This is a genomic window from Bacillus sp. 2D03 (assembly GCF_003946765.1).
GTDB classification, from domain to species: Bacteria; Bacillota; Bacilli; order Bacillales; family Bacillaceae_G; genus Bacillus_A; species Bacillus_A cereus.
In genome coordinates this window covers 163988-187681 of sequence record NZ_RPSJ01000010.1, presented here as the reverse complement: position 1 = coordinate 187681, position 23694 = coordinate 163988, and the positions used below count along the sequence as shown (strand labels likewise).

Below are 23694 nucleotides of genomic sequence, written 5' to 3'. Positions count from 1 at the left end.
AAAGTCATTTTTCGAAATTTTGAATGGCTTATGTAACTAAGGGAGAGATTCGGTGAAGATTGAGATTATGGTTTCGCTTGCTATTTATATGGCAGGTATGTTGTATATCGGTTATTGGTCTTATAAGAAGACATCCGATTTATCAGATTATATGTTAGGCGGGAGGGGACTCGGTCCAGCAGTTACAGCTTTATCAGCTGGTGCTTCTGACATGAGTGGTTGGATGTTAATGGGATTACCTGGTGCGATGTATGCAACAGGATTATCAAGTGTATGGATTGCGATAGGTTTATTAATAGGTGCGTATGCAAACTATTTAATCATTGCCCCGCGTTTACGAACGTATACAGAAGTGGCAAATGATTCAATTACGATTCCAGACTTTTTAGAGAATCGGTTTAAAGATCGTACGAAAATACTTCGTTTTGTCTCCGCTGTCGTCATTTTAGTATTTTTCACATTTTATGCGTCGGCTGGTTTAGTTTCGGGTGGACGTTTGTTTGAAAATTCTTTTAACCTTGATTATAAAATTGGTTTATTTGTAACTGTCGGTGTCGTTGTTGCGTATACACTATTTGGTGGCTTTCTAGCCGTAAGTTGGACGGACTTTGTGCAAGGTTGTATTATGTTTATTGCGCTTGTACTAGTGCCAATTGTTTCCTTTACGGATGTCGGTGGTATAACAGAAACATTTAATACCATTAAGCAAGTCGATGCATCGCATTTAGATATGTTTAAAGGAACCACAATACTTGGTATTATTTCATTTTTAGCATGGGGCCTTGGATATTTTGGTCAACCACATATTATTGTCCGCTTTATGGCAATTACCTCTATTAAAGATTTAAAAACTTCTCGTAGAATCGGTATCGGTTGGATGACGATTTCAATTATAGGTGCAATGCTTACTGGTCTAATTGGTATCGCCTATTATGCTAAAAATAATACGACATTACAAGACCCAGAAATGGTCTTTGTAACATTCTCAAATATTTTATTCCATCCGTATATTACAGGATTTTTATTATCAGCTATTTTGGCTTCGATTATGAGTAGTATTTCCTCACAATTACTTGTTATTTCAAGTGCAGTAACGGAAGACTTTTATAAAACATTTTTCCGTCGTAACGCAAGTGACAAAGAACTTGTATTTATCGGTAGATTATCAGTATTAGTAGTAGCTATGATCGCAGTTGTTTTAGCGTATCATCCAAGTGATACAATTTTAACACTTGTCGGTTATGCTTGGGCTGGATTTGGTTCAGCATTCGGACCAGCCATTTTATTAAGTTTATATTGGAAAAGGACAAACAAATGGGGTGTTCTTGCAGGGATGATTGTTGGTGCAGTAGTTGTTATAGCATGGGTACAAATTCCAAGTTTAAAAGCAATTATGTATGAAATGGTGCCTGGATTCTTCTGTAGTTTATTAACTGTTATCGTTGTAAGTTTATTAACGAAAGAACCCGTTAAGGCAGTTCATCGTGAATTTAATGAGATGGAAGCAGTACTGGAAGAAGAAAAGAAATGATTTGCAAAAAGAGTAAACGGTGAATAGCGTTTACTCTTTTTACATGTAAAATGAAAGTAAGGACTTATTGACAATGAAAAATAAGTAACTTATAATAAATCTTAAGTTCGAGATAAAGAATGTTCATAATAAAAATTTATTATGGTTATAAATCGAACAAATATTTTTTACGAATTATCTTGAATTCAAGATAATTCAATAGATTAGACACCGATACGTAATTTTGTAATTAATATCTCGAATTCGAGATAAAATTATAATGACGGATTTTACTTTGTAGCATGGACAAAATTAATAATGAATTTAAATGTAAAAGAATTTTTATAATGAAATAAAAAAGGAGTGGAAGAAATGGAAAAGAAAACAATGGGAATCCATCATATTACAGCGATTGTAGGGCATCCACAAGAAAATGTAGATTTTTATGCTGGTGTATTGGGGTTACGTTTAGTGAAACAAACAGTGAATTTTGATGATCCAGGTACGTACCATCTTTATTTTGGAAATGAAGGAGGAAAGCCTGGAACAATTATTACGTTTTTCCCATGGGCAGGTGCTCGTCAAGGTATTATTGGAGATGGTCAAGTAGGAATTACGTCTTACGTTGTACCAAAAGGTGCAATGGAGTTTTGGGAAAATAGATTAGAAAAGTTCGATGTTTCGTATACAAAAATGACTCGTTTTGGAGAGCAGTATTTAGAATTTGATGATCCGCATGGTTTGCATATAGAATTAGTTGAAAGAGAAAAAGGCGAATTAAATAATTGGAGTTTTGGAGAAGTTACACCAGAAGTAGCAATTAAAGGGTTTGGAGGTGCTGTTCTTTTATCTACACAGCCTCAAAAAACAGCTGAATTGTTAGAACATATTATGGGTCTTGAGAAAATTGGAGAAGAGGGTGAATTTGTTCGATTCCGTTCTTCTGCTGACATTGGAAATATTATTGATTTGAAATTATCAACAATCGGTCGTGGCCAAATGGGCGTTGGCACAGTTCATCATATTGCCTGGAGAGCGAGTGACGATGCTGATCAGCTAGACTGGAAAGAGCATGTGTCGCGTTTTGGATATCACGTAACTCCTGTACAAGATCGAAATTATTTTAACGCGATTTATTTTAGAGAACATGGTGAAATCTTATTTGAAATTGCAACAGATCCTCCTGGTTTCGCTCATGATGAATCGTTAGAGACGATGGGTGAGGAATTAAAGTTACCGGAACAATATGAACAACATAGAAAACAGATTGAACAAACGCTTTTACCATTTGAAGTGAGAAATTTAGATTAAAGTGATTGAAGGGGGAACAGGATTATGATGAAACATGTTTTTCAAAAAGGAAAAGATACGTCAAAACCAGTGTTGTTATTACTTCATGGTACAGGTGGTAATGAATTAGATTTACTACCACTTGCAGAAATAGTTGATCCGGAAGCGTCGGTATTAAGCGTTAGGGGAAATGTGTTAGAGAATGGGATGCCGCGTTTCTTCCGCCGATTAGCAGAGGGCATTTTTGATGAAGAGGATTTAATTTTCCGTACGAAGGAATTAAATGAATTTTTAGATGAAGCGGCTAAAGAATATAAATTCGATAGAAATAACATTGTAGCTATCGGTTATTCGAATGGGGCAAATATCGCAGCAAGCTTATTATTCCATTACGAAAATGCATTGAAAGGTGCTGTACTTCATCACCCAATGGTACCAAGAAGAGGAATGCAATTAGCAAATTTAGCAGGTAAATTTGTGTTTATTGCTGCTGGGACAAATGATCCAATTTGTTCATCAGCAGAGTCAGAGGAATTGAAGATACTATTAGAAAATGCAAACGCGAATGTAACAATGCATTGGGAAAATCGAGGGCATCAATTAACGATGGGTGAAGTAGAAAAAGCAAAAGAGTGGTATGACAAAGTATTTTAAAAAAGAAGCATCTGCTAACGATTAGCAGATGCTTCTTTTTTATTTAAGACTGGATTGCAAGATGGGATGAAGAAAGTGGTAGCTCAATATCAACAATTGTACCTTTATTTAATTCGCTTGAAATGTGTAATTTACCATGATGTTCTTCAATTATTTTGTAACACATCATTAATCCTAGTCCTGTGCCTTTTTCTTTTAAACTATAAAAAGGTTCGCCTAGACGGGAGATACGATCTTCTGGAATGCCACAACCTTCATCGATAATTCGTATTAAGATGAAATTATCCTCTAATGGTTTTGTTTGGATGAAAATATTTCCGCCATTTGGCATCGCTTCTATCGCATTTTTTAATATGTTTATAAAAACTTGTTTTAATTGGTTGCCGTCACATTGAATATCATATACGTAATCAAAATGATCCATGATGATATGAACGCTATGCATAATTGCAGTCGGTAAAATAAATGTAACTACCTCTTCAATTAAAGTTTGTATGTTACAAGTTTGGATAGATAATACTTGTGGCTTAGACATCGCCATAAATTGACTCGTGATGGATTCCATTTGTGAAATCTCACTTAACATAACATCGATATACCATTTTTGCTCCTCATTTATTTCAGGGAGGAGCAATGTTAGAAAACCCTTTAGGGAAGTGAGTGGATTTCGAATTTCATGGGCAATTCCAGCTGTCAGTTGTCCAACTACTGCGAGTTTCTCAGATTTTCGTAGTAACTTTTCAGTTTCTTTTAGCTCAGTAACATCTCTCCCCATCACGATAAGACCTTTGCGAGAACCATCAGGATGATAAAGCGGAACTTTTGATATACTTAAGATTAGATCGAAATCATCTCTATGTATAATAAATTCCTCGCCATGAAGAATTTGTCTTTGTTGCCATGCTAGTTCATCGATTTCTTCACAATGTAAAAAAGCTTCTCGGTATGCTTCATTATATTGAATGAGTTCGCTATCTTTTTTCCCGTGGTAAGGTACATGATGGAAGTTGAAGCAAGAAAGTGCGTAGTCATTTGCCTCAAGCCAGCGCCCTTCATGATCTTTAAATATAACAAACGCAGGCATGGAGTTTACTAATGTACGTAATCTCTTCTCACTTTCTTTTAGCATATTCTCAATTCTTTCTGATTTTTCAAGTGGCTTCATAATAGCGTATACACCAGTAAGACGATTTTGAACAAAAATAGGAACTAGTTTTGTCACAACATCTAATAAGAATCCATTTTTATGATAAATAGATAAGATATACTCTTGTTGATTATCCGCTTCAGTATTCTTTATATTTTGTAATACTTGCTCAGAAATATGGGCTCCTAAAATAGAGGTAATATTTTTCTGTTCTAATTCTAAAGAAGTGTAACCTAATATTCTTTCGGCAGAAGGATTTATATGTAGAATAACTCCTTCTAAATTTAATGAAATAATACTATCAGGATTATGTTCGAACAGAGATGCGTACATTTCTGTTAATGAACGATCTTGTATATGGTTTCGCAAACGTCTAGAAATGTTCGGATGACGTTTTTTTTGAGTTGGTGAATATTTTTTACGACTCATAATAGTTCCTCCGTACAAATAGCATCTAAAAAGATTTGTCTATTCATAACTATAATATAGATGTGATGTGTATTTCTATAAAAAATGGAAGTTATAGAATAAATTTTGTTTTTTTATTTTTTTTGCAAAGTGAATGCAGGATGGTAATAAGGGGAGCTTATATTGTTTTATAACCCTTTTGTAAGTTACAGACGGCTGTTTTCCGTATAACATTAGGGTAGAGGAGGGGAAGAGAAAATGAAAAATTATATTCAAGGGATTGATCACGTGCAAGTAGCTGCACCTGTAGGGTGTGAAGAAGAGGCGCGTGATTTTTATGGGAATAAGGTTGGTATGGTAGAAATTCCAAAGCCAGAAGAGTTGAAAAAACGAGGTGGATGTTGGTTTAAATGTGGAAATCAAGAAATCCATATTGGTGTCGAGCGGAACTTTACACCAGCTAAAAAGGCTCATCCAGCTTTTTATGTGAATGAAATTAATGAATTTAAGCAAACACTTATAGAGCAAGGTGTAAAAGTGATTGATGATTATGCACGACCAGATGTAATTCGATTTTACGTATCAGATCCGTTTGGAAACAGAATTGAATTTATGCAAAATAAAGACTAGGTGTATTCCCACCTAGTCTTTAACTTCTTCTGAAAAGTCCTAACACTTCTACAGTTTCTGTAATATTAACGAATGCATTCGGGTCAATTTCAGAAATTGTAAGTTTCATACTTGCTAATTCTTCACGAGAAACGACCGTCATAAGTACACGCTTTTTCTCGCTTGAATAAGCGCCTTCGCCATCAAGTAACGTTATTCCACGTACAACAGTTGAAAGAAGCTGTTTTTTCATTTTTTCTGCTTCATTTGTTACAATCATAAGTGTAACTTTACGATGTTTTGTATGAACAGCATCAATTACTTTACCAGTTACATAAATTGAAAGTAAGCTTGTAAGTGCAACATCCCAAGTGAAGAAGAATCCTGCGATTATTACAACGACTGCATTTAAAACAATAAGGAATCCGCCAAGTTTAATGTCTCGCTTGCGGGATAAAAGCATACCGATAATATCAAATCCACCAGTGGATCCATTACAGTTAAAAACAAGACCAATACCAGCTCCGGCGATGACACCTCCGAAGATAGAAGATAACAATGGATCTGTTGCTACGACTTTTACTGGAACGTAGTATAATGCAACAGATAATACAACTACAGAGACAACTGTGTTAAAAATTACTTTTTTTCCAAGGCCTATGTACCCTAAAATAAGGATAGGTAAGTTTAATACAAAGTTAATAATACCTGTGTTTACAGGGGTTACAATCCCTAAAATAATAGCAATTCCGCCAATTCCACTACTTAAAATTTTGTGGGGGATAAGGAAAAGATTAAAGGCAACCGCAATAATAATAGAACCGATAATAACACCAAGGAATCTGACCATTTCTTTCCCGTCCTTCACTGAAAAATTCATATTATTTCAAGATTATATATGATATTGAAAGTTTTGGGTAAAAACAGTTTATTTTGGTAAATTAGATTAATCAAAAGAATTTGAGTATTTTATCATTTGAAAGGGGATACAGTTGTGAAGATAAAAACCTATCAACAGAAAAGCCCGTTGAAGCAAGAATGTGAGGATTCTTATTTTTGTAATAAAGAAAAAAAGATTTATGGTGTATGTGACGGTGCAACACCACTTGTCCCGTTTCGTGATGAAAAGGGACATAATGGAGCATACATCGCTTCGCATTTATTTGCAAGTTATTTTACTGCATTACGAGAGAATCATAGTTTACAATTTGCAGTTGCCAAAGCAAATGAAGCATTGCAAAGCAAAATGTTAGAATATGAAGTAGACACGGGAAAAAAAGAGCATTTGTGGTGCACATGTATCGCGGCAGTTCAAATAGTTGGTGAGAAAATTGAATATGCACAATTAGGGGACTGTATGATTGTCGCAACTTTTCAAAATGGAACGATGCAAGTATTAACGAAAGACACAGTTGAAGGAATTAGTAAACGAGCAAAAAGGAAGAGGGAAGAAGATCGTAAAAAAGGGTTATCTGTACCAGAAGAATATGTTTTTCAAGATGTGCGAGAACAGTTAAAATACAATCGTTATCTTGCAAATATGCCAAATGGTTATTCAGTTGCAAATGGAATGAAAGAAGCGATACATTATTTACAACATGGTGAATTACATATAGATGAAGTGAGTGGAATTTTTATTTGTTCAGACGGGTTATTCCACCCAGATTGGTCATTAGAACAAACTGTTGCATATATAAGAAAGAATAGTATAAACGAATATGTAGCAATCATTGAAGAGCTAGAAGCGGAAAAGAGAATAAGGCCAGATGATAAAACGATTATTATGATTGATTTTTAAGAGGAGGCAGTTCAAATGGAAATTAAATGTGTCAATCTAACATTTCAAGATGAATTAGTTCCTTTAGAAAAAGTAAATCAACTGATTATTCACCATACAGCTGAAGATGGATGGGACGTGTATAAAACGCATGAATTTCATCAAAAAGTACGGGGGTGGAGCGGGATTGGTTACAATTATTTTATTGAAGAAGATGGAACTGTAGTGGAAGGACGAGGTTTACATATTGGAGCGCATGCGAAAGACCATAACCGTTATACAATTGGAATATGTATGACGGGAAATTTCGATAAATACGATCCAACTCCTGCACAAGTGAATGCATTATATTCTTTATGCAAAATGTTTATGAAGCAATTTGCTATAAAGGAAAAAAATATACTAGGTCATAGGGAGTTAGAAGGAGTTACAAAAAGCTGTCCTGGTAATCGTTTTTCTATGGTAGAGTTAAGGAAGATATTATCTTAAATATAGAGGAGTAACAACGATGATGAATATAAAAATACCAAATGATAAAAAAGAAGAGCTTGTAGCGCAAATTCAGCAATTTTTCATGGAAGAAGATCTAGATGAAATTGGACGTTTCCAAGCAGAGCGTTTAATAGAAGAAATGATTAAATTAGTTGGACCATTTGCATACAATCAAGCAATTGGAGATGCAAGAAAGCTTGTAAGTGAGAAATTAACGAATATCGAAGAAGATTTATACGTGTTAGAGAAGAATGAAGGGAAATAAAAAAAGAGCCGATGGGCTCTTTTTTATTTTTCTTTCTTATGTTCCTTATATTCATGTACTTTTTCTTTCACATTACCAACTGTATCTTTGGAGGTGCCTTTCACCTTATCCCATTTTCCTTCAGCTTGTAATTTCTTATTGTCAGTTACTTTCCCGACAACTTCTTTTACTTCACCTTTTACCTTATCAATGGCACCTTCTACTTTTTCTTTTAAACCATGATCATGTTTAGTCATACATTTCTCCTCCTTGTAGTTTGATTAGAATTCTCTTTTCATATTGCAAGTTGAATGATGTATCTAGTAATAGCGTAACAAATCTAGTTGGAATATTCAAATGATTAATAGGATAGAAAAGGAATTGTCATAAAATGTTTAAAAATGTAACGGAAGGAGAAAGAAAGTAAATTATAATATGTCTTTTGCGGTCCATATTGATTTTGTATAAGCAATTTTCATATGGGCCCGTTCCATGTTATTTTGACTGCGGCTACCAAAGCGGGCTTGGCCAACTATTAAATGACAATTTGTCGCTATAGCTTTTTCTATTCTTTTTTGAATTAATGCAGTATGACAGCCGTTACGTTGAAATTCTGGCAAAGTAGCAGAAGCAGCTAATGATGCGACACCCTTATTTATATACAGGACACCAATACCGGCAGGGATATTTTGAACTTCAGCTATGAAAAAATGCCATCCTGGTTCATTGTAAAGAATTTCATTATTTTGGCGCACACCATCTGTTGTAAAGGATGGCATATTAAATCCACGTACATAAATGTCTGCAAAAATATCAAAATCATTTTCTTTTAGTTTTCGTATTGTAATATTAGAAGGAAGAAGTGATGAACCCTCTCTCGGTATACTATACAAAGCAGTATGGAAGCTAGATTGATAAAACCCTTTTTGAGATAAGTATTGAAATAATTCAGTTGTACCTTGTGCTGGGGTAATTTCAAAACGACAAGTGATTTGTAGTGATTGATAATAAGAGATAATTTCATCTAACTCATCTGTATTTGTAAATGTAATACCTTTTACCGTATTAAAAGCAGGACCAGCAATTATTTTTGATGAAAAGGCAGTGGCACTACCGAATTTTTTCATTTGCACTTGCATTGGGTTTCCGCTCATTGTTTGTAGTCTCTCTAATTTAGAAGAGAGCATATCAATTTCTGCATTTTCAATTTCTGTTGCCATATCGAGTGTCATAACAGTAGTCATAAAATTCCTCCGTTAATAAATATATTTCATAGTACATATACGATTTTTGTTTTGAGATTCCTGTTGAAATGTGAGAGAATAAGAGGTTTTTTGGAAGGGAAATGGAAGTGAACTGTCGAAGGGAGTAGAAACAGATTAAAGGTGGTGCTCTCATGAAACAAAAAGCCGTGCAGACATGCTCTAATTGTGGTTCTCAAAATATAGGAGAAGGTGAGTTTGTCGGATATGCACAAATACGGAAAAAGGAAACGATGTTCACATCTTCGCCGGTGGATGCTTATATTTGTACAGATTGTGGGAATATCCTTTTATTAAAGGTAAGGAATTATGAAAGGTTTAAACAGAAACCGTTATGATTATTGAGAAGTGGTCATATCCAACTTTGTATACGAAACGACTTATGTTAAGGAAAATGAATATGAGTGATAGTTTACATATATATGAGTATGCTACAGATAAAGAGATGACAACTTTTACTGTATGGGATGCTCATCGATCGTTATGTGACACATATAACTATATAGAAGAAATTGTGGGTCAGTACAATGGAGGGCAAGTAGCACCTCTTGGAATTGTATTAAAAGAGGAAAAAAAACTTATAGGCACGTGTGGATTTATAAAATATGATTTGGTCACACATACAGCAGAAATTGCATACGCCTTATCTCGAAAATATTGGGGAAGAGGATTAGCTACGGAGGCTGTGTTAGCTTTTTTCTACTATGGTTTTCATGAATTGCATCTTAATAGTATTGAAGCGGGATGTGATTCAGAAAATGAAGCATCTGAAAAATTAATGAAACGTTTGAATATGGAGTACAAATATACAATTCAGAAGGATATGTTTATTAAAGGTAAGAATCGTGATACAAAAAGGTATTTTATATCTAGAGAAAGATATATGAATCAATGAAATATCTTACATTGAAAACTCCTTTAAATGAATTAAGGAGTTTTTTTATTTTGATAACAACAAATGGACTATTAGGAAGCGCTATTTTTATTAACGTTCTAAGTATAGAAAAAAAACGCTATATAACACAATCGCAACCGCAAGTTGACAAAGTGCAACCGCAGGAAGATAGAGATAAGGGCAATGTTTACATACAATTTAGGTAAGAAAACAAAGGGGGACACACATATGGGATTTGGTGAAAAGCTTTTTAGATTAAGAAAGGAAAAGGGCCTTTCTCAAGAAGCATTAGCTGAAAAATTAAATACCACAAGGCAAGCAGTTAGTAAATGGGAAAACGGTCAAGGTTTTCCTGAAACTGAAAAATTAATAATGATTGGAAATGTATTTGAAGTATCACTCGACTATTTATTAAAAGAAACTGCAGAGCAAAGTAACGAAAAGGAAAATGGTTACTATGTAAGTAAGGAAATGGCAGAAGGGTATGTAGTGTATGGACAAAAAATTTCTAAATATATTGCGTTAGGATTTAGTTTGCTTATTTTATCTACAATACCGTACTTATTATTTAAAGAAAATGCGACAATGTCTACGTTTCTTGTCATTATCATTGCAGTGCTTGGGATTGGAGCAATGATGGCATCTGTAACGATAGAAGAGAGTCGATACAATGTATTGAAAAAGGAAGAACTACTATTTGATCAAAACTTTCTAAAAGAATTGACCAAAAGATATGCGACTATTAAGAAGAAGTATACGGCAGTAGTGATCGTTGGATTTTGTTTTATTGCAGCAGGAGCGATACCGTTTTTATTTGAGAAAAAACGAATTACCTCAGGAGAACTCGTACAGTATTATCCTTATTGTGTTGTACTTATTGCTATCGGAGTTTATCTTTTTGTTCGTGTGTTAGGGGTGTTAGAGACGTATCGGATTTTAGTAGAAAATAAGGAATACAGTAATCGTTTTATTTTTAAATTGAAAAAGAAAGTAAGGAAAAAGGTAGATAGTTTATAAAAAATAAAAAACATGTTTCGAATCAATGTATTCAAAACATGTTTTTTATCGTTCTGAATTATTTCCAAAGAAATAATTCAGAAAATACAGAAAAATATCGTAATCATTTGTAGAAGTCTGTTATAATAAACGGAAAATGAAAACGTTTTAAAGGGGGACATAACCAATATGATGATGAATGTACCGCTAACAATTAGTTCTATGATGGAAAGAGCAGAGAAACTGTTTTCGAAGAAAGAAATTGTTTCACGGACGCATGATACAGTTACAACGTTAACGTATAAGCAATTAGGGGAAAGGACGAGAAGACTTTCCAGTGCGTTGAAAAGGCTTGGAATTAAAGTAGGTGAACGTGTAGGAACATTAGCGTGGAACCATCATCGGCATGTGGAAGCGTATTTTGCTATTCCAGGTATTGCTTCTGTTTTGCACACAATTAACATTCGTTTATCTCCTCAACATATTTCATACATTATTCAGCACGCAGAAGACCGAATTCTACTTATAGATGAAGATCTCGTACCGCTTGTTGAAAATATTCAATCACAATTATCAACTGTACAAGCTTACATTATTATGACTGATAAAGATGAACTCCCAAATACTACGCTGAAGCCTGTATATCATTATGAAAAGCTATTAGAAGAAGGCGATCCAAATTTCCAATTTGTAAAAGATATTGATGAAAATACACCAGCTGGTATGTGTTATACGTCAGCGACTACAGGAAATCCGAAAGGTGTTGTATATACGCATCGTAGTACTGTATTACACTGTATGGCACTCGGTTTAGCTGATACAGCTGCTTTATCGGAAAGTGATGCAGCAATGGCAATCGTCCCGATGTTTCATGTGAACGCTTGGGGACTTCCTTTTGCGGCTACTTGGTTTGGATCAAAACAAGTTCTTCCTGGACCGATGTTTACTCCGAAAATTTTATTAGAAATGATTCAATCAGAAAAAGTGACGTTAGCTGCGGGTGTGCCGACAATTTGGCTCGGCGTATTACAAGAGTTAGAAAATAATAGTTACGATTTATCTAGTATGACGAGAATACTATGCGGAGGTGCAGCGGCGCCGAAAAGTGTTATTAAAGCATTTGAACAGAAACATAATGTTCCGTTCATACATGCATATGGTATGACTGAAACGAGTCCACTCGTAACACTTGCACGTTTAAAAAGTTATGAAACGGAATTATCGTATGAAGAGCAACTAGAAATTCGCTCCAAACAAGGATATCTTGTACCTGGTGTCGAGATGAAAGTAGTCGGTACAAATGGTGAAGTGAAGTGGGATGGTACTGAGATGGGAGAATTATGTTTACGAGCACCTTGGATCGCTGAAAGCTATTATAACGATGATCGTACTGTTGAAGGTTTTCGCGATGGATGGTTATATACTGGTGATGTTGTCACAGTGGATGAGGAAGGTTGCGTGAAAATTGTTGACCGTACGAAGGATGTTATTAAAAGCGGGGGAGAATGGATTTCTTCGGTCGATCTTGAAAATGCTTTAATGGCACATGATGCTATATTTGAAGCGGCTGTCGTTGCAGTTCCTCACCCTCAGTGGCAAGAGCGACCAATTGCCTGCGTTGTTCAAAAGAAAAATAGTACGGTTACAAAAGAAGAAATATATGAGTTTTTAAAACCACAGTTTGCGAAGTGGTGGTTGCCAGACGATATTGTCTTTATGGAAGAAATACCGAAAACATCTGTTGGGAAGTTTTTAAAACAGGCGCTTCGGAAAGAACTGGAGCATTTGCATAGAGAGAAATAAGTGAACTCCTATTTGTAAACTATAATACGTTAACGGTTGACAAAAGAGGAGTGGAAAGATAATATAATTTTTATGATATGTTATCTAAAAACAATTTTAAGTTTACAAATAGGAGAAGCAAATATGAATACAAAAAATTTAGTTTTCGTCGCTTTATTTAGTTCTATTATGGGAGTGTTAGGGTTAATACCTCCGATTGCTCTTTCTATTACACCAGTTCCGATTACATTGCAATCACTCGGTGTTATGCTTGCGGGTGGGTTGTTAGGGTCACGCCTTGGTGCATTAAGTCAGCTTATTTTCTTACTTATTGTAGGAGTTGGAGCACCATTACTTGCTGGTGGCCGCGGTGGCCTTGGTGTATTTGTTGGGCCAAGTGCAGGATATTTACTTGGTTACATCATTGGAGCGTTTGTTATTGGTTATTTAATTGAGCGTTTACGTGAAGTTTCTATTATAAAAGTATTATGTATTAATATAATTGGTGGTATTTTCGTAGTTTATGTATTTGGTATTATTGTACAAGCGTTTTTAATGGATGTTTCTGTATGGGAGACAATGAAAGTGAGTGCTGTGTTTTTACCAGGGGATTGTATAAAAGCAATTATTGCGGCAGTTCTCGTAACAAAATTACATCGTTCATTGAAACATATTATTACACCCGCTTTAAAGAATGGAAAATATACAAATGCGGGATGATAAAGGGAAGAAACACGTACATTGCGTGTTTCTTTTTATTATTTTTGTAAAGAAAGGACGTCTCATATGGGTGTTACAAAAAAATACAAAAAGCAAGCCTCTTTACAACCAAATAAAATAGCGATAAAGGAAAATGATAGAGTTTTAACATATAAAGAGTGGTTCGAATCAGTTTGTAAAGTAGCCAACTGGTTGCATGCAACAGAATCAAAAAATAAAACAATAGCAATCCTATTAGAAAATCATATAGAGTTTTTACAACTATTTGCTGGTGCTGCTATGGCCGGGTGGGTTTGTGTTCCGTTAGATATAAAGTGGAAACAAGATGAGCTCAGAGAAAGAATTGAAATCAGTAATCCGGATATGATTGTGACAGAAAGATATAAGGTAAATGATTTACCGCATGAAGAAGGAAGAGTAATTGAAATTGATGAGTGGAAAAGAATGATGGAGAAATATCTTCCTACACATTCCACTGTAGAAAGTTTACGAAATGCTCCCTTTTATATGGGATTTACATCAGGATCAACTGGAAAAGCAAAAGCATTTTTACGCGCACAGCAATCGTGGGTTCATAGTTTTGATTGTAATGTACATGATTTTCATATGAAAATGGAGGATTCAATTTTAATAGCTGGGACGCTCGTTCATTCTCTTTTCTTATACGGGGCAATAAGTGCATTATATGTAGGACAAACGGTGCACATTATGAGAAAGTTCATTCCGAATCAAGTATTAGATAAGTTAGAAACTGAAAATATATCGGTTATGTATACAGTTCCGACAATGCTTGAATCTTTATATAAAGAAAATAGATTAATAGAAAATAAAATGAAAATTATTTCATCAGGAGCGAAATGGGAAGCTGAAGCGAAAGAAAAAATAAAGAATATATTTCCTTATGCGAAAAGATATGAATTTTATGGTGCATCAGAGTTAAGTTTTGTAACAGCACTAGTCGATGCAGAAAGCGAAAGAAGGCTAAATTCAGTAGGAAAACCTTGTCATAATGTGCAAGTTCGAATATGTAATGAAGCAGGCGAAGAAGTACAAAAAGGCGAGATAGGAACTGTTTATGTGAAAAGTGATCAGTTTTTTATGGGATACATAATAGATGGGGTTTTAACACAGGAGTTGAATGCAGAAGGCTGGATGACAGTGCGAGATGTAGGCTATGAAGATGAAGAAGGCTTTATATATATTGTTGGTAGAGAGAAGAATATGATTTTATTTGGAGGAATCAATATTTATCCAGAAGAAATAGAAAGTGTATTACATGAACACCCAGCTGTTGATGAAATAGTTGTAATTGGTGTGAAAGATAGTTACTGGGGTGAAAAGCCCGTCGCGATCGTAAAAGGAAGTGCTACGAAACAACAATTAAAGAGTTTTTGCTTACAACGATTATCCTCGTTTAAAATACCGAAAGAATGGCATTTTGTAGATAGAATACCTTATACAAATAGTGGGAAAATCGCTCGTATGGAAGCAAAAAGTATGATTGAAAACAGGGAGAAAATATATGAATAGAGCAGTTATTGTAGAGGCGAAAAGAACACCTATCGGTAAGAAGAATGGGATGTTAAAAGAGTATGAAGTTCAGCAATTAGCAACGCCGCTTCTTACGTTTTTAAGTAGAGGAATTGAGAGAGAGATAGACGATGTTATATTAGGTAATGTTGTTGGGCCAGGAGGGAATGTTGCGAGACTATCTGCTTTAGCGGCAGGACTTGGCTATCATATTCCTGGTGTAACGATTGATCGGCAATGTGGTGCTGGTTTAGAAGCAATTCGAACTGCGTGTCATCTCATTCAAGGAGGGGCAGGTAAGTGCTATATCGCCGGAGGAGTAGAGAGTACAAGTACGTCACCTTTTCAAAAAAGAGCACGATTTTCACCTGAAACAATTGGTGATCCTGACATGGGAGTAGCGGCTGAATATGTTGCGGAGCGTTATAACATAACGAGAGAAATGCAAGACGAGTACGCTTGTCTTAGTTATAAGCGGACACTGCAAGCGTTAGAAAAAGGCTATATACATGATGAAATATTTTCTTTTAATGGATTATTAGATGAATCTATAAAGCTAGAAATGAATTATGAACGAATCATTAAAAGAACAAAACCCGCATTTTTACAAAATGGAACAGTGACGGCAGGTAATTCATGTGGTGTAAATGATGGGGCATGTGCTGTTCTTGTAATGGAAGAGGGACAAGCCCTAAAGTTAGGTTATAAACCTGTCCTTCGTTTCGTTCGTAGTGCTGTAGTGGGAGTGAATCCAAATCTTCCAGGAACTGGTCCGATATTTGCGGTGAACAAATTATTAAATGAAATGAATGTAAAAATAGAGGACATCGATTATTTTGAAATAAATGAAGCATTCGCCTCAAAAGTTGTTGCTTGCGCAAAAGAGTTACAAATTCCGTATGAAAAATTAAATGTAAATGGTGGGGCAATTGCGCTCGGTCATCCGTACGGTGCATCTGGGGCTATGCTTGTAACACGTTTGTTTTATCAGGCACAAAGAGAGTCTATGAAATATGGAATTGCTACATTAGGAATTGGAGGCGGGATAGGGATTGCGCTATTATTTGAGAAAGTAGAAAATTAGAATGTTTGAAGTGTAGGGCAGGCGTATTCATTTATATCTATCTTATTTTAATTCTCATTGAAAGCCTCTTATCAAATATAGAGAATAATAGGAGGTTTGGATGTTTTATTGTCTACAATTGATATGAAACTGTGATGCAAAATTCACCTTGATGTAGACCAGATCCAGTTGTTATTTGGATACTAGTAAAATTTTTTATTGTAAAATTACTAGTACTTCCAGGTTGAATTATGATTGAGTTTAAGACATTTGTATCTTGAAAGAAAGTAACACCTATTTCTTGAACACCTGTCTCGTATTTGATATATCCAGTTGAAGAAATATGATTTAACAAATTGTTAGTATATATAGTCTGTATTCCCATCTCTCCACCTGTGATAGACCAAGGAATGCAAATTTTATCTTTTATTATTGCTGATGGAGTGCAACAAATAACTTTATTCATGGTATATCCCAGCCTTTCATATAAAGGTATATTTAAATATATGTTGTTGTTTATGAGTATGCTTGTATGTTTTTGCTATATAGGATTATGTCCTTAATTTTAGAAGCTGTATTTGCTAATAAGGAGCATACAAATGGAGAATAAATACTTCTCTTCGTCATTGGAGGAGAAAAAGTTTGGAGAAGATAAAGGACTTAAGGTATTAGAGAAGATATGTGATGAGAAAATGAAGAAAGGGAAGGATAGTGCACCGGATAAATCGATTTGTATGATTAGTTATATTGTATATTCACTCCTAAAACATATATATAATGTCCTAGGAGTAAATTTAAAATTTGTTTTAGAATTTGATTTTTAATGAATTCACTCTAGTTTTCTACTTTTTGAGGAACATAAGCATTGCTACCAGGTTTTGTTTTTATTTCATTCCAAGCAGCAATCGCATCAGCTTTTGCTTTTCCTTTATTATTTGGATCTTCGAAAAAGTCCCGAGTAAAGCGATTGTATTCAAATTGCGCGCTGATCGTTGTTTTATAAGTAGGATCTTTTTTTCGTTCGTTTTCTTCATACCAAAATGTTATCGCATCTTCATATGTTTTTCCAACATTCTCTTTAAAAAACTTTTGAAGAGCTACTGTAAAGCGGAAGTTTGTTCCGATTTTTTCTTTGAAAAAAGCACGAACACCTTCGCTACAGCGGTGATTTTTAGTAATAATCGTTTGAAGAGAAAGGTCTTTATAAGAGAGGGGAGCTTTGCTCACTTTTTGCACAGAGCTGTTTTTTAAGACTTTCCCCGTAGTTAAATAATGTGAGATACGCTCGGTTATTTCGGTCTTAGAGCCACTAGCTGGCAAACCATGCTCGCGACAAAATGTTTGCAGTTCTGCTTTTAACCAATAATAGTTTTGAAAATCTTCAAGTGATATAGATTTTGTTAAAGGTGGACGCATGAATATAACAACTTCTTTCTTCCATAATTTTCTTTAATTATAAAACGTATGTTCTCTTTGTGGAAGGATTAATTTGTAAATATAACAGGAAGAGGAGATTACATATGGAAAATGTAATGCAAGTTCGTGTTACGGGAATTTTAATTGAAGATGAAAAAGTATTGCTAGTAAAGCAAAAAGTGGCTAATCGCGATTGGTCTTTACCTGGAGGAAGGGTAGAGAATGGTGAAACGTTAGAAGAAGCGATGATTCGAGAAATGAGAGAAGAAACGGGATTAGAAGTTAAAATTAAGAAGCTACTCTATGTTTGTGATAAACCAGATGCTAGTCCATCTTTGTTACATATTACGTTTCTGCTTGAAAGGATTGAAGGTGAAATTACACTACCTTCTAACGAGTTCGATCATAATCCGATTCATGATGTGCAAATGGTACCGATTAACGAATTAAGTTATTATGGTTTTTCGGAAACTTTTATCAATCTTATAAGTGGCGGTTTTGCAAATGCAGGAAGTTATCAAGGGTTGAAACAACATATAGGCCTGTAAATATAGTTGAAGGATAGCCGTTAGCTATCCTTCATAAACATGTTTTACACTGCTGACTGTAAAGAAGAGACAAGCTGATTTAAAAACTCGTCCCCGTTCATCACCGCTTTTCCGCCGCCGCGTGCACTCTTTTTATTTCCGCCACCTTTTCCTTCAATTGCAGGAAGAGCATCTTTTAAAAGAGCATTCATATCGAGCGTTACTGTTTTTCCGCAAGCGAGAATACATTGTAGTTTGTCATCATTTTCGATGACGAAATACGTAATTGCATGCTCTTGTTGTTCTGTAATGATAGCTGATAGTTTTGCAATTTCTTGCATAGAACGATCTGTAAATGCTTTAGAAATAAGTAACCCAGCATGTATTTCGGTGGGCTGTTGCAGTAATTCATTTGCCTCTGCAAATAATAATTTTTCATTCATTGTTTGTATTGTTTTTTCGTTTTCCTTTTGAGAGGTAAGAAGCTGTGCTACTTTTGCTGGGATATCAGTTTCGCTACTGTTTAATTGTTTGGAAACATCTTTCATAATTTGTTGCTGTTGCCCCATTAATTTAAGTGTACGCCAACCAGCGATAAAGGTTAAGCGTATACCACCTTTATTGCGCTCCCATCCTAGTACTTGAATAGGACCAACTTCACCAGTGCATTTCGGATGGGTTCCACCACAGCCATTGTAGTCGTAATTTTCGATAATAACAACACGTATATTCTCTGTCATAGTTGGTTCTTTACGAAGAGGTAATGTTTTTGCTTCTTCTAAGTTCATCCACTCTATACGGATTGGGTGGTTTTCAAAAACGATTTTATTGGCAATTTGTACTGCCTTTTCAACCGTTTCTGCATGCAGATTTTCTGTTTCTAAATCAATTGTTATCGTTTCTTTTCCAAGATGGAATCCAATCGTAGGTATGTTGAAATAGTCCCAAAAAGCAGCAGATAAAATGTGCTGAGCTGCATGTTGCTGCATATGATCAAACCGGCGCTCCCAATTGATTTTACCTTCTACGTCTTCTGTGTGTAATTGTTCTGCAATGAAGTGGCGGATTTCTTCGTCGACTTCTTCAACATCAAGTACAGCAATACCATTTAAAGTTCCAGTGTCATGTGGTTGTCCGCCACCAGTCGGATAAAATGCGGTTTCGTTTAAAACAACGTATAAGTTACCGTCTTTATCATAATCTTGCTTTATAATTTTAGTAGTAAATTCTTGCTTATAAGCGTCAGTGTAATATAATTTGTGCTCCAATTTTCTTTCTCCTCTCGCATTAACTAGTTTCATTGTAAAGCAATTGAAATTAGTTTCCTAATATTTCAGAAGAAAGAAACTATTTTTAGAATTTTCTTGCTATAATAAGAAGAAAATGCGGGGGTGGAATAAATATGTTATATGAAAATGGCGTAGATAAACTGCTTAGTTTAAGCAAAAATATTTCTGAATTGTATCGAGAATTAAATGAAATGACCCGGATTTTAACGGATTGTAATCGAGAAAGTGTGAAGTTTGATCGGTTATATGTAAAAGAGTTACTTTGGAAGAAAGAAGATGTAATAGAGAAATATGACCAGCTACTTGTACAACTTTGTATTAACGAATGCTTTGATCTAAAAAGTGTCATTACAGGCGAATATAAGTATACATATGAAGAAGTGGAGAACATCGTTTTACAATTTAATGAGAAATATAATGTTGCAATATTAATTAAAGATGTTTGTAAAGAATTACAGTTTACATATGGCATAGATATGGATATAACGAGAACAGCGCGGGTATCAACAGCGCAAGTATAAAAAGGGAAAAGAAAGCAGATCCTTTGCTTTCTTTTTTTATGTAAGAACAGGGAGAGTAGGTTTTTAAGATGAAGGGGAAGTTGCAAAATATTCATCCGTTAGGAATGACAATTATAATAGGGACTTTATTTGCGAGGTTCGCCACGTCAATGAGTATTCCTTTTTTAGCAATTTATTTAACGACTGTGAAAGGTGTATCAGCTGGAATGACAGGTGCTATTATCGGAACGAGTGCACTTGTTGGAGTGTTTGCTAGTTTTATCGGAGGGAATTTATCAGATCGATTCGGTCGAAATATGATTATAATATGGTCCATGATCGTTTGGGTCTTTGTATTCATTGGTTTTTCACTTGCAGATCATGTTTTAAGTTTCTTTTTATTAAATGCTTTGAATGGATTATGTAGGTCATTTTTTGAGCCAACATCAAGAGCGTTATTATCAGATTTAACGAAACCTGAGTATCGTTTACTCGTATATAATTTGCGTTACGGTGCAATCAATGTTGGAGTAGCGATTGGCCCACTTGTCGGGTTACAGATTGGAAGCGCAAAATCAACAATTCCATTTTTAGTAGCAGCTGGAGTATACATTTTATATACAGCTATATTAGCGTTCCAATTTAAGAAGTATCCGATTGAAAAAAAGAAAGTAAATACAGAAAAGCCTGTCACAATGTTAAAGGCAATTCGTATTTTGCGAAAGGATGTCGTATTTTTAGTTGCACTAGTTGGTATTATTTTGAGTAATTGTGGTTTTTCTCATTTAACGACAACAGTATCTCAATATTTTGCAAATGCACATATATTTCAGGATGGAGTGAAATTATTTTCATATATGCTAGCTTTAAATGCGATTGTTGTAGTCGTAATTCAATACCCTGTTATTCAAATTTGTAAAAAGTATACACCGTTAGTATCCATTATGGTGGGAACTTTATTTGTGAGCGGAGGATTATTTGGATTTGGAGTAGTAGAATCTCTGCTAGGTGCTGCCGTTTGTACAATTATTTTTACAATTGGAGAAGTCTTAATGTTTTCAATGACGGATGTATTTATTGATGATATTGCTGTTGCGCATCTAAAAGGAACATACTTCGGTGCGATGGGTTTTTCGGGAATTGGAGCAGTAATAGGTCCGTGGTTTGGAGGAGTACTTCTCGATTACTACGGGTACCAAAATGGGTTTGCAGTATTTTCAGCACTAGCTATATTTTCAACTGTGGCATTTCCTGTGCTTTTAGTTACAAAAGGTTTATCGAAAAAAAGATATGATAGAAATTCTAATATAGAGATGCATGCGAAATAACATAAGCCCCAGTAACCAACTGGGGCTTATGTTTGTATTATATTAACTCTTAATTTGAAAAAAGAACTTTCTTTTCATGTTTATCAGCAACTTCATTTTTGGAAATATGAATGGCCAAAAAACCATTCTCTAAGCAGGCTAGCATCTTCTTATAAATAACATTAGCGGGTAAAGGAATAGTTCGCTGCAAAGAAATGTTTTTATGAAGTATGCAAATGTTTAGGCCTGTCTCCATCTTTTTAATGACTACATTTTGTTCATTGGCATTTGGTACATCTGTTTCCAAAATGTATTCTTGTTCAGTTTCGCAAAGGTCAATATGAATTTGATTTGGGAAACTAAAGTTACTACAAGAGTCAGAACAAAACTGATCCATCCATTCTTCGAAACCATCAACATGAAAAAGACAATCCTTCTTTTTCTTGCCCATGTAAGACACCCTCCGTAAAATCTCAATTCATACTATGTTATGCATGAATGAAGTAGGGGTGAAGAATAAATGGAAAAATATAAACATTGTATGTGGTAAAGGCAGCTATTGTGAACCTTTTGTTTTACATATCATGATGTGCATGATGTTTTTGGCGTGAATGGTTACGGTTTTTTACTTTATGAGATCCGCTTAATGGTTCAGGTTGTCCCTTTTTTTCTTTTGCTTCACGATTGTTTTTGCTCATTGTATGTGACACCTCCTCTTTCTCTTTAGAATGAGAGAAGTTTGCAAATTTATACGAGAATGTTTTTAGAAAAAAAGGTAAAGATAATTGGGACTAACTATTATGGAAAGGGGATTATATAATGCCATATCATAAAGATAAACAGCAAGCTTTTCAAGCAGCGCAGCAAGGAGTTACACAAGCAGAACATGCATATAACAACATTGTGAAAAATGATCCAAACTACGGTCATGATTTAAAAGAGTTACGCCAAGAGGTTCAGGAGGCGTATGAACAGATTCAAAATGCGTTAGAAGTAGCTTCTGAAACACAACGCCCACAACTTGAGCAATACGAAAATAATCTCCAAAATATTATGCAACATGTAGATCAATTAGAAAAGTAAATGAGGTTGTTGTGTATTTGACAACCTCTTACTTTAATGAACATTATGCGAAAACAGAAAATTTTTCTATTCGTTTTTTCTTTATTATGCGCAGTACATATATTTCAAGTTGAAAAAGTGGAAGCGAAAATGTTGCTCAGAAAAGAGCTAGAACCAACTGGCTATGTAACGTGGGAAGTACCTAATAATGAAAAGATTATTGCCATTACATTTGATGATGGCCCAGATCCAACTTATACACCGCAAGTTTTACATTTATTACGTCAATATAAAGCAGAAGCAACATTTTTTATGATTGGATTTCGAGTGCAGCGCAATCCATATTTAGTGAAACAGGTGTTAAAAGAGGGACATGAAATTGGAAATCATACGATGAATCATTTGTATGCGAGTAATTCATCAGATGAAAAATTAGAAAATGATATTTTAGATGGAAAGAAATTTTTCGAAAAATGGGTGAAAGAACCTTTGCTATTCCGTCCTCCTGGCGGATATATTAACGATGCTGTATTTAAAACAGCGAAAGAAGCTGGTTATCAAACCGTTCTATGGTCGTGGCATCAAGACCCGCGTGATTGGGCAAATCCAGGGGTTGAATCTATCGTAAATCATGTAGTAAAAAATGCTAAAAGTGGCGATATCGTATTGTTACATGATGGAGGAAATGATCGTAGTCAAACAGTAGCAGCGCTAGCAAAAATTTTACCTGAGCTAAAAAAACAAGGATATCGATTTGTAACGGTTTCGGAATTACTACGTTATAAACATTAGAAAAAATCCCAAAAGGAAAATGAACCTTTTGGGATTTTTCGTTACTGATTCTTTTTGCGTTTCTTATTATTTTGTCGTTCTGCAGCAGTTAAGTTTTCATTTGCAAACTCTTCGTTATAACCAGCGCCTTGTCCTTGTGCAGATGCCGCATTCATTCCTGAAATAGTATGATTTGCTTTTCTTTTACCCATTTTATTTCACCTCTATAACTTTTTTTTATAAGTTGCATGATGAGCAGTTCATAGTATGTATGAACTGTAAAGAAAGCGCTAATAGAGCACTTTACTTTATGGTAATAGTATTCATAAGGAACATGAACACTATTCAAATTTAGAAACATAAAGAAAACTTATGATAATCTATAAGTTTCTTATTATTTACTTATTTAGAAAGTTGTAATAAGATATTATCGTAAGGTATTG

30 protein-coding genes are annotated in these 23694 nt (G+C 34.8%); 20 read left to right on the top strand and 10 right to left on the bottom strand.

Going from position 1 to position 23694, the window contains the following annotated elements:
- Window positions 1-52: 52 nt before the first annotated feature.
- From putP to EBQ15_RS21830, 3 genes are all read left to right on the top strand, one after another.
- Window positions 53-1531 (top strand): sodium/proline symporter PutP, encoded by a 1479-nt coding sequence (gene putP, locus EBQ15_RS21840; protein ID WP_000687598.1) that lies wholly within the window; start codon window positions 53-55, stop codon window positions 1529-1531.
- Between the two features lie 351 nt (window positions 1532-1882).
- A complete protein-coding gene (locus tag EBQ15_RS21835) occupies window positions 1883-2821 on the top strand; it encodes a ring-cleaving dioxygenase (RefSeq protein ID WP_000412731.1) in 939 nt (312 codons plus the stop codon).
- A 24-nt stretch (window positions 2822-2845) separates the two neighbouring features.
- Complete coding sequence (locus EBQ15_RS21830; RefSeq protein ID WP_000975483.1) at window positions 2846-3454, top strand: alpha/beta hydrolase; 609 nt, start codon at window positions 2846-2848, stop codon at window positions 3452-3454.
- Window positions 3455-3497: 43 nt separating this feature from the next.
- On the opposite strand, the gene EBQ15_RS21825 is transcribed toward EBQ15_RS21830, so the two are convergent.
- Entirely contained in the window at window positions 3498-5030 is a 1533-nt protein-coding gene (locus EBQ15_RS21825; RefSeq protein ID WP_000087656.1) for a BA3702 family sensor histidine kinase, read from the bottom strand.
- Between the two features lie 237 nt (window positions 5031-5267).
- On the opposite strand from EBQ15_RS21825, the gene EBQ15_RS21815 reads away from it, so the two are divergent.
- A complete protein-coding gene (locus EBQ15_RS21815; RefSeq protein WP_000800770.1) occupies window positions 5268-5639 on the top strand; it encodes a VOC family protein in 372 nt (123 codons plus the stop codon).
- Between the two features lie 19 nt (window positions 5640-5658).
- On the opposite strand, the gene EBQ15_RS21810 is transcribed toward EBQ15_RS21815, so the two are convergent.
- The gene (locus tag EBQ15_RS21810; protein ID WP_000251347.1) at window positions 5659-6468 is read right to left on the bottom strand and encodes a YitT family protein; all 810 of its coding nucleotides are present in this window, start codon (window positions 6466-6468) and stop codon (window positions 5659-5661) included.
- A gap of 126 nt (window positions 6469-6594) precedes the next feature.
- Here EBQ15_RS21810 and EBQ15_RS21805 point away from each other — a divergent pair, with 126 nt between their 5' ends.
- Genes EBQ15_RS21805 through EBQ15_RS21795 form a run of 3 tightly spaced genes read left to right on the top strand, consistent with a single transcriptional unit; the run spans window position 6595 to window position 8152 of the window.
- On the top strand, window positions 6595-7416 hold the full coding sequence (locus tag EBQ15_RS21805; protein ID WP_002000458.1) for a protein phosphatase 2C domain-containing protein: 822 nt from the start codon (window positions 6595-6597) through the stop codon (window positions 7414-7416).
- A 15-nt stretch (window positions 7417-7431) separates the two neighbouring features.
- Window positions 7432-7884 (top strand): peptidoglycan recognition protein family protein, encoded by a 453-nt coding sequence (locus EBQ15_RS21800; protein ID WP_000402976.1) that lies wholly within the window; start codon window positions 7432-7434, stop codon window positions 7882-7884.
- 19 nt (window positions 7885-7903) lie between these two features.
- Window positions 7904-8152 carry a DUF2164 domain-containing protein gene (locus EBQ15_RS21795; RefSeq protein ID WP_000981064.1) on the top strand — a complete coding sequence of 83 codons (249 nt, stop codon included), beginning with the start codon at window positions 7904-7906 and terminating at the stop codon, window positions 8150-8152.
- A gap of 23 nt (window positions 8153-8175) precedes the next feature.
- Here EBQ15_RS21795 and EBQ15_RS21790 read toward each other — a convergent pair whose 3' ends face one another.
- Window positions 8176-8388 carry a CsbD family protein gene (locus tag EBQ15_RS21790; protein ID WP_000160416.1) on the bottom strand — a complete coding sequence of 71 codons (213 nt, stop codon included), beginning with the start codon at window positions 8386-8388 and terminating at the stop codon, window positions 8176-8178.
- Window positions 8389-8559: 171 nt separating this feature from the next.
- Window positions 8560-9375 (bottom strand): GNAT family N-acetyltransferase, encoded by an 816-nt coding sequence (locus EBQ15_RS21785; RefSeq protein ID WP_000214347.1) that lies wholly within the window; start codon window positions 9373-9375, stop codon window positions 8560-8562.
- 152 nt (window positions 9376-9527) lie between these two features.
- Between EBQ15_RS21785 and EBQ15_RS21780 the strand changes: the two genes are divergently transcribed.
- From EBQ15_RS21780 to EBQ15_RS21745, 7 genes are all read left to right on the top strand, one after another.
- Window positions 9528-9731, top strand: coding sequence for a hypothetical protein (locus EBQ15_RS21780; RefSeq protein WP_000810193.1), 204 nt, complete (start codon window positions 9528-9530; stop codon window positions 9729-9731).
- Window positions 9728-10288 (top strand): GNAT family N-acetyltransferase, encoded by a 561-nt coding sequence (locus tag EBQ15_RS21775; protein WP_000582841.1) that lies wholly within the window; start codon window positions 9728-9730, stop codon window positions 10286-10288. Before EBQ15_RS21780 ends, EBQ15_RS21775 begins: the two co-directional genes overlap by 4 nt.
- Before the next feature lie 228 nt (window positions 10289-10516).
- Window positions 10517-11305, top strand: coding sequence for a helix-turn-helix domain-containing protein (locus EBQ15_RS21765; RefSeq protein WP_000505637.1), 789 nt, complete (start codon window positions 10517-10519; stop codon window positions 11303-11305).
- A 168-nt stretch (window positions 11306-11473) separates the two neighbouring features.
- The gene (locus tag EBQ15_RS21760) at window positions 11474-13087 is read left to right on the top strand and encodes a long-chain fatty acid--CoA ligase (RefSeq protein WP_000980211.1); all 1614 of its coding nucleotides are present in this window, start codon (window positions 11474-11476) and stop codon (window positions 13085-13087) included.
- Window positions 13088-13210: 123 nt separating this feature from the next.
- Window positions 13211-13786 carry a biotin transporter BioY gene (locus tag EBQ15_RS21755; RefSeq protein WP_001093332.1) on the top strand — a complete coding sequence of 192 codons (576 nt, stop codon included), beginning with the start codon at window positions 13211-13213 and terminating at the stop codon, window positions 13784-13786.
- A 66-nt stretch (window positions 13787-13852) separates the two neighbouring features.
- The gene (locus tag EBQ15_RS21750; RefSeq protein WP_000539233.1) at window positions 13853-15316 is read left to right on the top strand and encodes an acyl-CoA synthetase; all 1464 of its coding nucleotides are present in this window, start codon (window positions 13853-13855) and stop codon (window positions 15314-15316) included.
- Window positions 15309-16400, top strand: coding sequence for an acetyl-CoA C-acyltransferase (locus EBQ15_RS21745; RefSeq protein ID WP_001078002.1), 1092 nt, complete (start codon window positions 15309-15311; stop codon window positions 16398-16400). Before EBQ15_RS21750 ends, EBQ15_RS21745 begins: the two co-directional genes overlap by 8 nt.
- A 112-nt stretch (window positions 16401-16512) precedes the next feature.
- Here EBQ15_RS21745 and EBQ15_RS21740 read toward each other — a convergent pair whose 3' ends face one another.
- Window positions 16513-16845 (bottom strand): DUF3992 domain-containing protein, encoded by a 333-nt coding sequence (locus EBQ15_RS21740; RefSeq protein WP_080451558.1) that lies wholly within the window; start codon window positions 16843-16845, stop codon window positions 16513-16515.
- 133 nt (window positions 16846-16978) lie between these two features.
- On the opposite strand from EBQ15_RS21740, the gene EBQ15_RS21735 reads away from it, so the two are divergent.
- A complete protein-coding gene (locus tag EBQ15_RS21735; protein ID WP_000428982.1) occupies window positions 16979-17203 on the top strand; it encodes a hypothetical protein in 225 nt (74 codons plus the stop codon).
- A 10-nt stretch (window positions 17204-17213) separates the two neighbouring features.
- Here EBQ15_RS21735 and EBQ15_RS21730 read toward each other — a convergent pair whose 3' ends face one another.
- Window positions 17214-17795 carry a DUF6434 domain-containing protein gene (locus tag EBQ15_RS21730; RefSeq protein ID WP_001247745.1) on the bottom strand — a complete coding sequence of 194 codons (582 nt, stop codon included), beginning with the start codon at window positions 17793-17795 and terminating at the stop codon, window positions 17214-17216.
- 104 nt (window positions 17796-17899) lie between these two features.
- Between EBQ15_RS21730 and EBQ15_RS21725 the strand changes: the two genes are divergently transcribed.
- Window positions 17900-18343: an NUDIX hydrolase gene (locus EBQ15_RS21725; protein ID WP_000432562.1), complete on the top strand. Its 444-nt coding sequence runs from the start codon at window positions 17900-17902 to the stop codon at window positions 18341-18343.
- A gap of 44 nt (window positions 18344-18387) precedes the next feature.
- On the opposite strand, the gene EBQ15_RS21720 is transcribed toward EBQ15_RS21725, so the two are convergent.
- Entirely contained in the window at window positions 18388-19590 is a 1203-nt protein-coding gene (locus tag EBQ15_RS21720; RefSeq protein WP_000400387.1) for a serine-tRNA(Ala) deacylase AlaX, read from the bottom strand.
- Window positions 19591-19724: 134 nt separating this feature from the next.
- On the opposite strand from EBQ15_RS21720, the gene EBQ15_RS21715 reads away from it, so the two are divergent.
- Both EBQ15_RS21715 and EBQ15_RS21710 read left to right on the top strand, forming a co-directional pair.
- A complete protein-coding gene (locus tag EBQ15_RS21715) occupies window positions 19725-20132 on the top strand; it encodes a hypothetical protein (RefSeq protein WP_000965133.1) in 408 nt (135 codons plus the stop codon).
- 68 nt (window positions 20133-20200) lie between these two features.
- Window positions 20201-21439 (top strand): MDR family MFS transporter, encoded by a 1239-nt coding sequence (locus tag EBQ15_RS21710; RefSeq protein WP_000676829.1) that lies wholly within the window; start codon window positions 20201-20203, stop codon window positions 21437-21439.
- Window positions 21440-21488: 49 nt separating this feature from the next.
- On the opposite strand, the gene EBQ15_RS21705 is transcribed toward EBQ15_RS21710, so the two are convergent.
- Both EBQ15_RS21705 and EBQ15_RS21700 read right to left on the bottom strand, forming a co-directional pair.
- Window positions 21489-21869 (bottom strand): Hsp20/alpha crystallin family protein, encoded by a 381-nt coding sequence (locus EBQ15_RS21705; protein WP_000516730.1) that lies wholly within the window; start codon window positions 21867-21869, stop codon window positions 21489-21491.
- A 124-nt stretch (window positions 21870-21993) separates the two neighbouring features.
- Window positions 21994-22116: a small acid-soluble spore protein P gene (locus EBQ15_RS21700; RefSeq protein ID WP_000042141.1), complete on the bottom strand. Its 123-nt coding sequence runs from the start codon at window positions 22114-22116 to the stop codon at window positions 21994-21996.
- Window positions 22117-22237: 121 nt separating this feature from the next.
- Between EBQ15_RS21700 and EBQ15_RS21695 the strand changes: the two genes are divergently transcribed.
- Window positions 22238-22501, top strand: a complete 264-nt coding sequence (locus tag EBQ15_RS21695) for a hypothetical protein (protein ID WP_001146293.1) — start codon at window positions 22238-22240, stop codon at window positions 22499-22501.
- 45 nt (window positions 22502-22546) lie between these two features.
- Entirely contained in the window at window positions 22547-23272 is a 726-nt protein-coding gene (pdaB, locus tag EBQ15_RS21690; protein ID WP_030027157.1) for a polysaccharide deacetylase family sporulation protein PdaB, read from the top strand.
- A 41-nt stretch (window positions 23273-23313) separates the two neighbouring features.
- Here pdaB and sspO read toward each other — a convergent pair whose 3' ends face one another.
- On the bottom strand, window positions 23314-23463 hold the full coding sequence (sspO, locus tag EBQ15_RS21685) for an acid-soluble spore protein SspO (RefSeq protein ID WP_000518051.1): 150 nt from the start codon (window positions 23461-23463) through the stop codon (window positions 23314-23316).
- Window positions 23464-23694 lie beyond the last annotated feature (231 nt).

Bases quoted from the DNA above. Each gene is read 5' to 3' on its own strand.
- EBQ15_RS21835 (WP_000412731.1), top strand. From the start codon at position 1,883: ATGGAAAAGAAAACAATGGGAATCCATCATATTACAGCGATTGTAGGG.
- EBQ15_RS21760 (WP_000980211.1), top strand. From the start codon at position 11,474: ATGATGATGAATGTACCGCTAACAATTAGTTCTATGATGGAAAGAGCA.
- EBQ15_RS21755 (WP_001093332.1), top strand. From the start codon at position 13,211: ATGAATACAAAAAATTTAGTTTTCGTCGCTTTATTTAGTTCTATTATG.
- EBQ15_RS21695 (WP_001146293.1), top strand. From the start codon at position 22,238: ATGCCATATCATAAAGATAAACAGCAAGCTTTTCAAGCAGCGCAGCAA.
- EBQ15_RS21725 (WP_000432562.1), top strand. From the start codon at position 17,900: ATGGAAAATGTAATGCAAGTTCGTGTTACGGGAATTTTAATTGAAGAT.
- EBQ15_RS21800 (WP_000402976.1), top strand. From the start codon at position 7,432: ATGGAAATTAAATGTGTCAATCTAACATTTCAAGATGAATTAGTTCCT.
- EBQ15_RS21780 (WP_000810193.1), top strand. From the start codon at position 9,528: ATGAAACAAAAAGCCGTGCAGACATGCTCTAATTGTGGTTCTCAAAAT.
- EBQ15_RS21795 (WP_000981064.1), top strand. From the start codon at position 7,904: ATGATGAATATAAAAATACCAAATGATAAAAAAGAAGAGCTTGTAGCG.
- EBQ15_RS21775 (WP_000582841.1), top strand. From the start codon at position 9,728: ATGATTATTGAGAAGTGGTCATATCCAACTTTGTATACGAAACGACTT.
- EBQ15_RS21710 (WP_000676829.1), top strand. From the start codon at position 20,201: ATGAAGGGGAAGTTGCAAAATATTCATCCGTTAGGAATGACAATTATA.
- EBQ15_RS21825 (WP_000087656.1), bottom strand. From the start codon at position 5,030: ATGAGTCGTAAAAAATATTCACCAACTCAAAAAAAACGTCATCCGAAC.
- EBQ15_RS21705 (WP_000516730.1), bottom strand. From the start codon at position 21,869: ATGGGCAAGAAAAAGAAGGATTGTCTTTTTCATGTTGATGGTTTCGAA.
- EBQ15_RS21735 (WP_000428982.1), top strand. From the start codon at position 16,979: ATGGAGAATAAATACTTCTCTTCGTCATTGGAGGAGAAAAAGTTTGGA.
- EBQ15_RS21810 (WP_000251347.1), bottom strand. From the start codon at position 6,468: ATGGTCAGATTCCTTGGTGTTATTATCGGTTCTATTATTATTGCGGTT.
- EBQ15_RS21750 (WP_000539233.1), top strand. From the start codon at position 13,853: ATGGGTGTTACAAAAAAATACAAAAAGCAAGCCTCTTTACAACCAAAT.
- EBQ15_RS21745 (WP_001078002.1), top strand. From the start codon at position 15,309: ATGAATAGAGCAGTTATTGTAGAGGCGAAAAGAACACCTATCGGTAAG.
- EBQ15_RS21700 (WP_000042141.1), bottom strand. From the start codon at position 22,116: ATGAGCAAAAACAATCGTGAAGCAAAAGAAAAAAAGGGACAACCTGAA.
- EBQ15_RS21765 (WP_000505637.1), top strand. From the start codon at position 10,517: ATGGGATTTGGTGAAAAGCTTTTTAGATTAAGAAAGGAAAAGGGCCTT.
- EBQ15_RS21740 (WP_080451558.1), bottom strand. From the start codon at position 16,845: ATGAATAAAGTTATTTGTTGCACTCCATCAGCAATAATAAAAGATAAA.
- EBQ15_RS21785 (WP_000214347.1), bottom strand. From the start codon at position 9,375: ATGACTACTGTTATGACACTCGATATGGCAACAGAAATTGAAAATGCA.
- EBQ15_RS21715 (WP_000965133.1), top strand. From the start codon at position 19,725: ATGTTATATGAAAATGGCGTAGATAAACTGCTTAGTTTAAGCAAAAAT.
- EBQ15_RS21730 (WP_001247745.1), bottom strand. From the start codon at position 17,795: ATGCGTCCACCTTTAACAAAATCTATATCACTTGAAGATTTTCAAAAC.
- EBQ15_RS21815 (WP_000800770.1), top strand. From the start codon at position 5,268: ATGAAAAATTATATTCAAGGGATTGATCACGTGCAAGTAGCTGCACCT.
- pdaB (WP_030027157.1), top strand. From the start codon at position 22,547: ATGCGAAAACAGAAAATTTTTCTATTCGTTTTTTCTTTATTATGCGCA.
- EBQ15_RS21790 (WP_000160416.1), bottom strand. From the start codon at position 8,388: ATGACTAAACATGATCATGGTTTAAAAGAAAAAGTAGAAGGTGCCATT.
- sspO (WP_000518051.1), bottom strand. From the start codon at position 23,463: ATGGGTAAAAGAAAAGCAAATCATACTATTTCAGGAATGAATGCGGCA.
- EBQ15_RS21830 (WP_000975483.1), top strand. From the start codon at position 2,846: ATGATGAAACATGTTTTTCAAAAAGGAAAAGATACGTCAAAACCAGTG.